The sequence below is a fragment of the Flavobacterium procerum genome (assembly GCF_042431625.1).
GTDB classification, from domain to species: domain Bacteria; phylum Bacteroidota; class Bacteroidia; order Flavobacteriales; family Flavobacteriaceae; genus Flavobacterium; species Flavobacterium procerum.
On record NZ_JBHLYW010000029.1, the window covers coordinates 1 to 12845 of the forward strand.

At 34.3% G+C, this 12845-nt stretch carries 10 protein-coding genes; 6 read left to right on the forward strand and 4 right to left on the reverse strand.

The genetic code is table 11. The annotated features are described in order from the left end of the window. Positions 1 to 374 precede the first annotated feature (374 nt). The gene (gene pafA / locus ACFFLS_RS22640; RefSeq protein WP_379683136.1) at positions 375 to 1991 is read left to right on the forward strand and encodes an alkaline phosphatase PafA; all 1617 of its coding nucleotides are present in this window, start codon (positions 375 to 377) and stop codon (positions 1989 to 1991) included. Between the two features lie 123 nt (positions 1992 to 2114). Here pafA and ald read toward each other — a convergent pair whose 3' ends face one another. Continuing rightward, entirely contained in the window at positions 2115 to 3233 is a 1119-nt protein-coding gene (gene ald / locus ACFFLS_RS22645) for an alanine dehydrogenase (protein ID WP_379683135.1), read from the reverse strand. 201 nt (positions 3234 to 3434) lie between these two features. Here ald and ACFFLS_RS22650 point away from each other — a divergent pair, with 201 nt between their 5' ends. Then, positions 3435 to 3893 carry an Lrp/AsnC family transcriptional regulator gene (locus ACFFLS_RS22650; protein ID WP_379683134.1) on the forward strand — a complete coding sequence of 153 codons (459 nt, stop codon included), beginning with the start codon at positions 3435 to 3437 and terminating at the stop codon, positions 3891 to 3893. 56 nt (positions 3894 to 3949) lie between these two features. Here ACFFLS_RS22650 and ACFFLS_RS22655 read toward each other — a convergent pair whose 3' ends face one another. Together ACFFLS_RS22655 and ACFFLS_RS22660 are read right to left on the reverse strand one after the other, a co-directional pair. Then, entirely contained in the window at positions 3950 to 5398 is a 1449-nt protein-coding gene (locus ACFFLS_RS22655) for a glyceraldehyde-3-phosphate dehydrogenase (RefSeq protein ID WP_379683133.1), read from the reverse strand. A 182-nt stretch (positions 5399 to 5580) separates the two neighbouring features. Then, on the reverse strand, positions 5581 to 6978 hold the full coding sequence (locus tag ACFFLS_RS22660) for a trypsin-like peptidase domain-containing protein (RefSeq protein WP_379683132.1): 1398 nt from the start codon (positions 6976 to 6978) through the stop codon (positions 5581 to 5583). 161 nt (positions 6979 to 7139) lie between these two features. Between ACFFLS_RS22660 and dapF the strand changes: the two genes are divergently transcribed. The 4 genes from dapF to ACFFLS_RS22680 all read left to right on the forward strand — a co-directional run bounded on the left by dapF (position 7140) and on the right by ACFFLS_RS22680 (position 10660). Continuing rightward, positions 7140 to 7922 carry a diaminopimelate epimerase gene (gene dapF, locus ACFFLS_RS22665; protein WP_379683131.1) on the forward strand — a complete coding sequence of 261 codons (783 nt, stop codon included), beginning with the start codon at positions 7140 to 7142 and terminating at the stop codon, positions 7920 to 7922. 28 nt (positions 7923 to 7950) lie between these two features. Then, positions 7951 to 8484, forward strand: a complete 534-nt coding sequence (locus tag ACFFLS_RS22670; protein ID WP_379683130.1) for a GNAT family N-acetyltransferase — start codon at positions 7951 to 7953, stop codon at positions 8482 to 8484. A gap of 10 nt (positions 8485 to 8494) precedes the next feature. Next, entirely contained in the window at positions 8495 to 9535 is a 1041-nt protein-coding gene (mltG, locus tag ACFFLS_RS22675; protein ID WP_379683129.1) for an endolytic transglycosylase MltG, read from the forward strand. A gap of 486 nt (positions 9536 to 10021) precedes the next feature. After that, positions 10022 to 10660: a peptidoglycan-binding protein LysM gene (locus ACFFLS_RS22680; protein WP_379683128.1), complete on the forward strand. Its 639-nt coding sequence runs from the start codon at positions 10022 to 10024 to the stop codon at positions 10658 to 10660. Between the two features lie 40 nt (positions 10661 to 10700). On the opposite strand, the gene scpA is transcribed toward ACFFLS_RS22680, so the two are convergent. Next, positions 10701 to 12839 carry a methylmalonyl-CoA mutase gene (scpA, locus tag ACFFLS_RS22685; RefSeq protein WP_379683127.1) on the reverse strand — a complete coding sequence of 713 codons (2139 nt, stop codon included), beginning with the start codon at positions 12837 to 12839 and terminating at the stop codon, positions 10701 to 10703. Between the last annotated feature and the right edge of the window lie 6 nt (positions 12840 to 12845).

A 12845-nucleotide genomic window follows, 5' to 3' on the forward strand; every position in this document is an offset into this window, starting at 1 on the left:
TAAGCCCGCCTGCGCAGATGGTACTGCATCATTGTGGGAGAGTATGTCGTCGCCTTTCTTTAGGAATCCTCATCATTGACTTGATGAGGATTTTTTTTTGCCTCATGGTTTCTTAAAGATGAGAATCCGAATCGGCACAAAAACAAGGCTTTTTCAGCCGCAGTTTTTGTCGATCGGTAAGATAGCGGATTGCCCGGCCCGCTGGGGAAACGCCATGATTCTTCTTATTCTGTTCTGATTCCTGATAGATTTCCTTTCAAGCAATGCAACTTTCTATTTTTGTTAAATTATGGTCAATTGACTGTCTTGGATGTCAATAATTTAGAATTTTAAAATTTGAATGAGTATTTTTGTGTTTAAATTATTTATTAAACATGAAGAAAAGTATTTTACTGTTTGCGCTTTTTGTTATTACAAATCTAAGTGCACAACAACGTCCCAAATTAGTTGTAGGTATAGTTGTCGATCAAATGAAAATGGAATATTTATATCGTTTCTCTGATGATTTTTCGCCAAACGGATTCAAGAGATTAATGAATAATGGATTTACTTTTCAGAATATGCATTATAATTATGTTCCTACGTATACTGCTCCTGGGCATGCTTCTGTTTACACCGGAACGACTCCCGCTACCCATGGAATTGTGGGTAACGAATGGTTCAGCCGTGCTTTAGGAAAAGAAATGTATTGTACAGATGATGCTTCTGTAGTTACTGTTGGAAATGGTACAGCAGAGGAAGGCGCAATGTCTCCAAAGAATCTTTTAAGTACTACTATTACCGATGAAGTTAGAATGGCAACCAATTTTAACGGAAAAGTTATCGGAATGAGCTTAAAGGACCGTGGAGCTATTTTGCCAGCAGGCCATTTTGCAAACTGGGCTTTTTGGTACAGTAAGACCGGAGATTTTATTTCGAGTACTTTTTATGGAGACAAATTGCCAGAATGGGTATCTCAATTCAATAGTGAAAAACATTATATGAATTATATCGAAAAAGGCTGGGATTTGTATAAGTCTGCTTCGACTTATAATGAAAGTCTTCCTGACAATAATCAGTATGAAGGAAAACTTTTTGGAAGTACTGCGCCTGTTTTTCCTTATGATTTAAAAAAAATGTATGAGAAGAACGATGCAGGTATAATACGTTCAACTCCTTTTGGAAATGATTTATTAGCAGAATTTGCTAAACGAGCAATTGAAAAAGAAGAGCTTGGAAAAGATAATGTCACAGATTTCTTAACGGTTAGTTTTTCTTCTACAGATTACGTTGGCCATTTATTAGGGCCGCGTTCTATGGAATTGCAGGATACTTATTTGAGATTAGATCAAACAATCGCAGATTTTTTAGCTTATCTAGACAAAACAGTTGGTAAGGGGAATTATTTGTTGTTTTTAACTGCAGATCATGCTGGAGCTGAAAATGTTATTTATTTAAAGGATAGAAAGTATAATGTAGACAATTATCCTTCTAAAGATGTTCGAAAAGGACTTCAGGACTTTTCTGTAAAAACTTTCGGTATAGATTTGCTTTTAAATTATTCAAACTTTAATATATTTTTCAATAAACCTTTAATTAAAGAAAAAGGATTAGAGTTAGCAAAAGTTAAACAGGTTTTTAAGGAATATCTAATTGCGCAACCTCATATTAAAAAAGCGTATACAGAAGAAGAAATTTTGGCTAATTCTGGTAATGATTATTATTTAAATTTTGTGGCTAAAGGCTATGATGTTACTCAAAACGGGGATATTGTAATTATTGATAAGCCCGGAGATATTCAGTATTCTACTACTGGAACTTCGCATGGTACTGCCTATACTTATGATACGCATGTTCCTGCAATATTTTTTGGATGGCATATAAAGAAAGGCGAATCTTTTGATAAAAAAGCAATAACTGAAATTGCACCTACTATCGCTCAGAAAATTAAAGTTACTTTTCCGAACGGAACCGAGGCTAAAGTAATGGCTGAGATATTAAATGAAAATTAAGTAGAATTTCATCATTATATAAAACCTGTCTTTTATGGCAGGTTTTTTTATGCATAAAAAAAAGGCTTTTCGTTTGAAAAGCCCTTTTAAGTTTAGTGTTTGTAAGCACTTATTAGTATCAGCCTATGCGTTTGCTAATACTATTTCTTCATTGTAAGGAAGATTCCAAGCTTCGGCAACTCCTTTATAAAGGATTTTTCCGTTAGCTACGTTTAATCCTTTTTTCAATTCTTCATTTTCTGCACAAGCTTTTTGCCATCCTTTGTTTGCTAATTGTACAGCATATGGTAATGTCGCGTTTGTTAAAGCTAAAGTCGAAGTGTAAGGAACAGCTCCTGGCATATTAGCTACACAATAGTGAACAATATCGTCTATAATAAAAGTTGGATTTTCGTGAGTTGTTGGAGTACAAGTTTCGATACATCCTCCTTGGTCAACAGCAACGTCAACTACAACAGCTCCCGGGCGCATTAGTTTAAGCATGTCACGAGTAATTAAATGAGGCGCTTTTGCTCCTGGAATTAATACTGCGCCAACAACTAAATCAGCATCTTTAATTGCTCTTGTGATATTGTAGTGGTTTGACATTTCTGTATTTACGTTTGCTGGCATAATGTCATCTAATTGACGTAAACGTGGCAAACTTAAATCCATAATAGTTACTTGAGCTCCTAAACCTGCAGCCATTTTTGCAGCTTGAGTCCCTACAATTCCTCCACCTAAAACCAAAACTTTTGCTGGTGGAACACCTGGAACACCTCCAAGAAGAATTCCTCTTCCTTTTAATGGTTTTTCAAGGTATTTTGCTCCTTGTTGAATTGCCATACGACCTGCAACCTCAGACATTGGAACTAAAAGCGGTAAGCTGCGGTCTGTTTTTTCTACAGTTTCGTAAGCCAAACATACAGCTCCTTTTTCTAACATTGCATGAGTTAGTTCTTCTGAAGAAGCAAAGTGGAAGTAAGTAAATAATAATTGATCTTTTTTGATTAATGGATACTCAGAAGCAATTGGTTCTTTTACTTTAATAATCATTTCTGCGATAGCATAAACTTCTTCTATAGTTGGTAAAACTACTGCGCCAGCTTGAGTATATTCTTCGTCAGCAAAACCGCTTCCTAAACCAGCAGTTGATTGAACATAAACTGTATGTCCGTGTTTTTTCATTTCAGAAACACCTGCAGGAGTCAAAGCAACGCGGTTTTCATTATTTTTTATTTCTTTTGGAACACCTATTATCATTTTGTTATATTTTTTGTTTTTTATTGAAATTGTTTTACAAATCTACAGATAGAGAATAAATTATGGTTTAATGGAGAATAAATAAGAAAATATTATTTTATTTTTTACTTTTACAGAAAAATATTCTGTTTGTAATCGCATTTTATTCTTCAAAAAGAAAAAATGACTAATGAAGAGTATTTTTAATAAAACGTTTTCGTTATGGTTTTAGATGAAATTGACAAAAAAATCTTACGTCTTTTGCAGCAGGATGCTCATTATACTTTAAAGGACATTGCTAACAAAATAAATTTGTCTTTAACTCCTGTTCATGATCGGGTAAAACGTCTTGAAAAAGATGGCATTATCGAAAAATATGTAACCCTTTTAGACAAGAAAAAATTAGGTAATAATTTAACTGTTTACTGTCAAGTAACGTTAACAAAGCAAACTTACGATACTTCTGAAGGCTTTAATTTGGCGATTTTGGAAATGCCAGAAGTTGTTGAATGTAATTATGTTTCGGGAAACTTTGATTATATGCTTAAAATTATAATTCCAGATATGGAAAGTTACCATCATTTTCATCAAAAGAAATTATCTGTTTTGCCAGAAGTATCCTTAATTAATACAGTTTTTGTGATTTCGGAGGTTAAAAGTACAACTGTGCTCCCTATATAATTAAAAAGCCATCTGGGAATTTCAGATGGCTTTTTTGAATTTAAAAGGTTTTATAATTAATAGTAAGTGAATCTTCTCACTTTGGCAATGTATTTTGCCAATCGGATAACTTGATGACTGTATCCGTATTCGTTATCGTACCAAATATAAAGCACAATATTTTTTCCGTCTTTTGAAACAATTGTGGCATTGCTGTCATAAATTGAAGGTGCCGAAGTTCCAACTATATCCGAAGAAACCAATTCGTTATTTAATGAATATTTGATTTGCTCAACTAGTTCTCCTTCGAGAGCATATTTTTTCATTATTTTATTGATGCCGGCAATTGTTGTTGCTTTTTTAATTTCTAAATTTAAAACAACTAAAGATCCATTTGGAACAGGAACTCTAATGGCATTTGAAGTAAGTTTTCCTTCTAATGATGGCAACGCTTTTGCAACTGCGCTTCCAGCTCCCGTTTCAGTAATAACCATGTTTAAGGCTGCAGCTCTTCCGCGTCGGTATTTGCGATGCATATTATCAACCAGGTTTTGGTCGTTTGTATAAGCATGAATAGTTTCTAAATGACCTTTTACAACTCCAATAGAATCTTCGATGGCTTTTAAAACTGGTGTGATGGCATTTGTAGTACAAGATGCAGCAGAAAAAATAGCTGTTTGATCCGGATTGTATTCCTTATGATTTACTCCATAAACAATGTTTGGAACTCCTTTTCCAGGTGCAGTCAATAAAACTTTGCTGGTACCTTTAGAAACTAAATGTCTTTTTAAGGCTTCTTCGGTAGTAAATGCACCTGTATTGTCAATTACCAAAGCATCATTGATTTCGTAGGCCGTATAATCAATTTCTTCAGGAGAATTTGCCGTTATCATATGAACTGTGGTCCCGTTTATAATGAGGGCATTGTTCTTTGAATCTGCGAATACAGAACCTTGGAAATCACCGTGAATTGAGTCATATCGAAGCAGAGAAGCTCGTTTCTCTAAACTTGTAGCATCATTTTTATCACGGGTAACAATTGCTCTTAATCGCAATTGATTTCCTTTTCCGGTCTTAGACATTAACTCTCTTGCCAATAAGCGTCCAATTCTTCCAAAACCATATAGAACCACATCCTTTGGTTGTATTTCTTTGGATGATTTTGCATTTTTCAATTTATCCATTACAAAATATCTTGCGTCTGGATATTTTTCTTCTTCTAAACAATATTCATAAGTAAGTTTTCCGAGATCGATTTTGGCCGGCGGCAGATCTAGAGACAAAACTACTTTTGCGATTTCGACCGAATCAAAAATGGTGATTGGCTTGCCGACAAACTCACCAGCATATTGATGCAGATTGATTATGTCACTTACATTTTTATCCAATAACTGATTTTTGAATAAAACCATTTCGATTGATTTGTCATACCATAAATCGCTTATGACTTTGATTAATTCGACTCCCGCTTTACGACGGTCGATTTGTAATGATACCTCTTTTTGGTATAAAGATTTTTTGCTCATAATTAAAAAAATAAAATGCTCACTATTTTAAAATTTTCGGCAAAAGTATCTATTTCAATCGATTTCGTAAACTATTTTAGCATTTATTTTTGAAAATGAAAAAGCCATCTTAAATTTCTTAAGATGGCTTTTAAGCTTTAAGTTGCGTCTTCGGTTTTAAGAACCAAGTAACTAAACTGAAGTTATATGATAATTCTAAAAATCTCTCCGTTTCTGTTGATCATTTCGATTCGAACACTTTGGCCTTCATCTTTTTTGCTCAACAATTTTGAAACAGTTTCAACATTTGTGGCTTTTATATTATCAATGCTAAGAATAATATTTCCTTGTAATTCGTTTTGGTACTGCATTAAATTTTCGTTGGTGATATTTTTAATTTTCACACCATAATCTATTCTGAATTTTTTCTTATCTGCGGCATCAATATTTTCCAATTCGATTCCTTTAAATTCGGCGCTGTAAAATTCATTTTTGCTTAGAGTTACAGGAACAGTTTTGGTTTTTCCGTCTTTAATATATGTTACTTTTACAACATCGTTTGGACGTTTCGTATTGATATAGCCAGATAAATCTGCGTAAGTTGAAATGTTTTGTTCATCTAATTTTACGATAATATCTCCTTTAGCCAAACCTGCTTTTTCGGCTCCAGAATTTTTAGAAACTCGGTTGATATAAAAGCCTTGAGTCTGAGAAATTCCTAATTCTTTAGAAGCTGTGCTGTTCAGTTCGCCTCCTTCAACTCCCAAAATCCCTCTTTGTACATTACCATATTCCATAATATCTTCGATAATTTTTCGAGCGATATTAGACGGTACAGCAAATGAATATCCAACATAAGATCCGGTCATCGAAGAAATCATAGTATTGATACCGATTAATTCCCCTCTTGCATTCACTAACGCTCCACCACTATTTCCTGGGTTTACAGCAGCGTCAGTTTGAATGAATGATTGAATACCACTTTGATCTAAATTTCTGGCTTTCGCAGAAACAATTCCAGCCGTAACTGTCGAAGTTAAATTGTATGGATTACCAACTGCTAAAACCCATTCGCCGACTTTTACATTGTCAGAATTGGCAAAAGCCGTATAAGGAAGTTTTTCGTCAGCATTAATTTTTAAAAGGGCAATGTCCATTTTAGAATCGGTGCCGATTAATTTTGCTTTGTACGATTTTTTATTGTTTAATGTAATTTCAATTTCAGTCGCATCTTTTATTACATGATTGTTAGTCACGATATAGCCGTCTTCAGAGATAATTACGCCAGAACCAGTTCCTACTTGTTCTTGTTGCTGTTGCCCTCCGTAACCATAGAAAAATTCAAGCATCGGATTGCTTACGGTTCTTCTTGATACATTTTTAACGTGAACAACGGTATGAACAGTTTTGTCGGCTGCTTCAGTAAAATCAACTGTTTCGGCTCCCAAACCAACATTCTTCCCAAAAGAATTTGGGGCTAGAGTAACAACAGAATTTCCTTTTCCGAATAAAGAATTACTTTCAAATAGCAATTTGTAAGCACCAAGAGTAGTAGCGCCACTAAGTAGTGAAACTAAAAATAAGGTTGAAAATCTTTTCATATTACAATTATGTTTTAAGTTTTTTTAGGTGTATGTTTTTAACATTTCTAACGTAAAATTATACCAAAAAATTATTCGAAAAAATGGTTTAACGCTCTTTAACAATGATTAACATTTCATTAATTATTAGTTCGTACTTTTGTACTTCTAACAACTAAAAAATGCAAATAGAATTTTATAAATACCAAGGCACTGGAAACGATTTTGTAATGATTGACAACCGATCAAATTTCTTTCCGAAAGACGATGTTAAACTTATTGAACACTTGTGTGACAGACGTTTCGGAATTGGAGCGGATGGATTAATCTTGCTTGAAAATGATACCGAAACAGATTTTAGAATGGTATATTACAATTCAGACGGAAATCAAAGTTCGATGTGCGGAAATGGTGGACGTTGTTTGGTTGCCTTCGCAAATCAATTGGGAGTAATTGATGACAAAACGACATTTATAGCGACAGACGGTCTGCATCATGCATCTGTTGACAACGATTCGATTGTTTCTCTGCAAATGATTGATGTTGATGAAATACAGAAAAAAGATTCTTATACTTTTTTAAACACAGGTTCTCCTCACCACGTTCAGATTGTGGAAGATCTTGAAAATTATAATGTGAAAGAAAATGGCGCCACCATTCGTTATGGAGAATTGTATGGCGAAAAGGGAAGTAATGTCAATTTCGTAAAAAAAGTGGATGATGGTACTTTTTCGCTAAGAACCTACGAAAGAGGAGTAGAAGATGAGACTCTCGCTTGCGGAACTGGAGCTACAGCTGTCGCTATTGCGATGAATGCAATTGGAGAAACAGACAAAACTTCAATTAATTTAAATGTTGAAGGCGGAAAACTTGTTGTTTCATTTGATAAACTAGATGATCAATACAAGAATGTTTTTCTAACTGGACCAGCAAAATTTGTTTTTAAAGGAACAATAGAAATCTAAAACCTACCTTTTACATCTAAAAATAAATATGATAACACTCAAAGGCGAAAATATTTATCTGCGTGCACTCGAACCTCAGGATTTGGAGTTTGTATATGAAATGGAAAATGATCAGAGCATTTGGGAAGTCAGCAATACCAATACACCTTATAGCCGTTATTTGATTCGTCAGTATCTTGAAAATGCACAGCAAGATATTTACGAGGCCAAGCAATTGCGTCTGGCAATCTGTCAGGATGAAGATTTTCCAGCTGTTGGTTTGATAGATTTATTTGATTTTGATCCTAAAAATAATAGGGCAGGAATCGGGATTGTGATTCAGAAGAAAGAGAATAGGCGCCAAAATATTGGTTCTGAGGCATTAGAGCTTTTAATAAAATATTCTTTTTTCAATTTGAATCTTCATCAGCTTTATGCAAATATTAGTACAAATAATGAAGCAAGTATAGCTCTTTTTACTAAATTTGGTTTTGAGAATATCGGAATAAAAAAAGATTGGATTTTGCTTGAGAACCACTATCAAGATGAGGCAATTTTTCAATTGATTAATAAACAAATTTAAACTTTAAGCTTTGAGTCTAAAAAAAATTATCACAATAAGTGCCGTAGCCATAATTTCTGTGTTATTGATTTATGGATTTATTTTAATCAGCAGAATATTTGGAGCAAACACCAAATTTGAAGAAAAAGAACTTTATGTATATGTACCAACAGGCGCTACTTATACTGATGTAAAGAAAATATTAGAACCGTATGTAAAGAATTTTGATAATTTTGAGTTGGTTGCTGAAAAGAGAAGCTATCCTGAAAATGTAAAATCTGGACGTTTTCTTTTAAAGAAAGACATGAATAATATCGATTTGGTACGTGCAATGCGTTCTAATGTTCCTGTAAAACTTTCTTTTAACAATCAAGAACGTTTGGAGAATTTTGCTGGAAGGGTTGGCGGTGAAATTGAGGCAGATAGTATATCATTACTAAAAGCCTTTAAAGATCCAGCCTTTTTAAAAGAAAACGGATTTAATGAAGAGAATGTCTTTGCTATGTTTATTCCCAATACTTATGAAGTTTATTGGAACACTTCAGCAGAAAAGTTTCGTGATAAAATGATTAAGGAATACCATAATTTCTGGACAGAAGAACGAATTGCAAAGGCTAAGGCGCAAGGGTTAACTCCAGTTGAAGCTACAATTTTGGCTTCTATTGTTCATAAAGAATCAGTTAAAAAAGACGAAAGACCTAGAATTGCAGGTGTTTACTTAAATCGTCTACGTTTAGAAATGCCTTTACAAGCAGACCCTACAGTTATTTATTCTTTAAAATTAAGAGATAATAATTTTGATCAGGTTATTAAAAAAGTATTTTATAATGACTTGCTGATAAAATCTCCATATAATACTTATGTGCATACAGGACTTCCTCCAGGACCTGTTGCAATGCCTGATATCACTGCAGTTGAAGCGGTTTTAAATCCAGAAAAGCATGATTATATTTATTTTTGTGCCAGTATAGAGCGTTTTGGATACCATGAATTTGCTTCTACCTATGCAGAACATACCATTAATGCTAAAAAATATTCTGACTGGATTGCAAAACAAGGTGTAACAAGATAATTGTAGTTGTCTAAAAAAGAAATATGAGCCGAAGTAAATTTACTTCGGTTTTTTTTTGTCTTTCTAAAAATATAAAAATGGTCAGAAAATTGAAAAATTATCAAATTATTATTATGTCTAATTTTTGATTTAGCTTAATGAAAAAATAAACATTTTTTAATGGTAAATTTTATAGAATTCAAAAAGCAAATTTCAAAATCTGCATTAAAACGAGATATTTTTATGTAGGTTAATTCTTTCTTTTTAATAAAATTTCCTTAAAATTTATATAAAATGAGATTTTTTTTGAGTGAAATTTCCAATTTTTCAGACCAAAAAAATGTACTCTAAATCTTTCGTAATCCATTACTATAACTGGGATGAAAGCGATTTTTGATTTTGCTTTAAAAATGCTAAATCGTTGATTTTAAGTATATTTTTAAAATGTCTTATCTTTGCAGCGTAGAAATTTCAATAGGGTGACAGCGTCTTGAAGAAAAACAATTTATGATAAAGAAATGGTATTTTTATGCGAGTTTAGTCGTTATTATTACATTTTTAAGTTTGGGATTTATTCCCTCAGATCACGAAACCAAACCATGGTTTCTTACTGAAAAAACAGATGGATCAGAATACATTTTTCCATCAAAAGAAAAGGACGATTATCCTAACACCAATGTCCCATATACAGGAAATCATCTTATAGGTTTTAAAGAAGCAGTGGCTTTTAAAGAATCTCAAGGAAAATACAGATTAGTAAATTCTTTGGGTTACATGGGGAAGTATCAATTTGGTTCTAAAGCTTTAAGAGCAATCGGAATTAAAGACGATAAAGCCTTTTTAAAAGACCCGGCTTTACAAGAAAAAGCTTTCATGGCTTTATTAGCCAAAAACAAATGGATTTTACGCAATGAAATCGAAAGGTATGAAGGCAAAATTATCAGCGGTGTAGAAATCACCGAATCCGGAATTTTAGCAGCAGCTCATTTAGGAGGTGCAGGTTCTGTCAAGAACTTCTTTAAAAACAAAGGAAACAAGCATTTTCGAGATGCTTTCGGAACGTCATTAAAGAGCTATTTACGAGATTTTGCAGGTTATGATTTGTCTTTTATAGAAGCAGACAATAACGCAACGGTAAACGACTAAAAAGCAAAAAAGAAAATCCCGAGAGCGGGATTTTCTTTTTTTAATCAATTAATGCTTCCAATATTTTAATTGCGGCTTCACTAATTTTGGTTCCAGGCCCAAAAACTGCCGCGGCTCCAGAATCAAAAAGAAATTGATAGTCCTGAGACGGAATTACACCGCCAACAATTACCATAATATCTTCACGGCCATGTTTTTTTAATTCTTCGATGACTTGTGGCACTAATGTTTTATGGCCTGCCGCCAAAGAAGAAACTCCAAGAATATGGACATCGTTTTCTACGGCTTGTTTTGCTGCTTCTGCCGGAGTTTGAAAAAGCGGTCCTATATCAACATCAAAACCAACATCGGCATAACCAGTTGCAACAACTTTGGCGCCTCTATCGTGGCCATCTTGTCCCATTTTGGCAATCATAATTCTAGGACGTCTTCCTTCTTGTTTAGCAAAAAAATCAGCTAATTGCTTTGCTTTTTCAAAATACTCGTCATTTTTTATTGCTGCACTATACACACCGCTAAAAGATTTAATTTGCGCTTTAAATCGGCCGAAAACACTTTCAAGAGCATTGCTTATTTCACCCAAAGTCGCTCTGTTTCTCGCTGCTTCGATGGCAATTTCTAGTAAGTTGCCTTCTCCCGTTTTTGCACAATGAATTAATTTATCTAGTGAACTGCTTACCTTTTCAGAATTTCTTTTGCTTTTAATGCCGTTTAGACGCTCGATTTGCTGTCTGCGAACCAATTGATTATCGACATCAAGTATATGCAAAGGATCTTCTTTTTCTAATCGAAATTTATTTACTCCGACAATAATATCTTGTCCGCTGTCTATGCGTGCTTGTTTTCTGGCGGCGGCTTCTTCAATTCTAAGTTTCGGAATTCCGGCTTCAATCGCTTTGGTCATACCGCCTAATTCTTCGACTTCTTCAATTAATTTCCAGGTTTTTTCTACGATTTCATTCGTTAAGCTTTCTACATAATAACTTCCAGCCCATGGATCGACAGTTTTGGTTATTTTGGTTTCTTCCTGAAGAAAAATTTGCGTATTTCGGGCGATTCGTGCCGAAAAATCTGTCGGAAGCGCAATAGCCTCGTCCAAAGCATTGGTATGAAGAGATTGTGTGCCACCGAAAGCCGCCGCAGTTGCTTCAATACAAGTTCGAGCGACATTATTAAAAGGATCCTGTTCTGTCAAACTCCATCCGCTGGTTTGACAATGCGTTCTTAGTGCCAGAGACTTATCACTTTTTGGATTAAACTGTTGTAATAATTTAGCCCAAATCATTCTTGCGGCTCTCATTTTCGCAATCTCCATAAAATGATTCATTCCAATTGCCCAAAAGAATGAAAGGCGAGGAGCAAATTCATCAATTGTCATTCCTGTTGACAATCCAGTTCTAATATATTCTAAACCATCTGCTAAAGTATACGCTAATTCAATATCTGCCGTTGCTCCAGCTTCCTGCATGTGATAGCCGGAAATAGAAATAGAATTGAATTTTGGCATTTTTTTGCTTGAAAACTCAAAGATGTCGGCGATTATTTTCATTGAAGGAGCTGGCGGATAGATATAAGTGTTTCTAACCATAAACTCTTTCAAAATATCGTTTTGAATGGTTCCCGCCAATTTTTCTGGAGAAACTCCTTGTTCTTCGGCAGCTACAATATAAAAAGCCATAATGGGCAGTACTGCACCATTCATGGTCATAGAAACCGACATTTCATCAAGTGGAATCTGATCGAAGAGAATTTTCATGTCCTCAACAGAATCTATTGCAACACCGGCTTTTCCGACATCACCAACCACTCTTTCGTGATCTGAATCATAACCGCGGTGTGTTGGAAGATCAAATGCAATAGAAAGCCCTTTTTGACCTGCAGCTAAGTTTCTTTTATAGAAGGCATTACTTTCTTCTGCAGTCGAAAATCCGGCATACTGACGAATCGTCCATGGACGTCTTACATACATAGTGGCGTATGGGCCACGCAAATTTGGCGCAAAACCAGCTCCAAAATCAAGAAATTCCAACTCTTCGATATCTTTCTCTGAATAGTTTTTTTTGATTTCGATTCCTTCGGCTGTCGTGAAGTTTTGAGTTACACGTTCTGAGTTATGCGTCAGTTTATCTGACGTTTCACTTTTTACATTTAACTTTATATGTTTAAGGTCTTTTCTCAATTTTAA

Excerpts from the sequence above, each read along its gene's own strand:
- pafA (WP_379683136.1), top strand. The coding sequence starts at position 375 with ATGAAGAAAAGTATTTTACTGTTTGCGCTTTTTGTTATTACAAATCTA.
- ald (WP_379683135.1), bottom strand. The coding sequence starts at position 3,233 with ATGATAATAGGTGTTCCAAAAGAAATAAAAAATAATGAAAACCGCGTT.
- ACFFLS_RS22650 (WP_379683134.1), top strand. The coding sequence starts at position 3,435 with ATGGTTTTAGATGAAATTGACAAAAAAATCTTACGTCTTTTGCAGCAG.
- ACFFLS_RS22655 (WP_379683133.1), bottom strand. The coding sequence starts at position 5,398 with ATGAGCAAAAAATCTTTATACCAAAAAGAGGTATCATTACAAATCGAC.
- ACFFLS_RS22660 (WP_379683132.1), bottom strand. The coding sequence starts at position 6,978 with ATGAAAAGATTTTCAACCTTATTTTTAGTTTCACTACTTAGTGGCGCT.
- dapF (WP_379683131.1), top strand. The coding sequence starts at position 7,140 with ATGCAAATAGAATTTTATAAATACCAAGGCACTGGAAACGATTTTGTA.
- ACFFLS_RS22670 (WP_379683130.1), top strand. The coding sequence starts at position 7,951 with ATGATAACACTCAAAGGCGAAAATATTTATCTGCGTGCACTCGAACCT.
- ACFFLS_RS22680 (WP_379683128.1), top strand. The coding sequence starts at position 10,022 with ATGATAAAGAAATGGTATTTTTATGCGAGTTTAGTCGTTATTATTACA.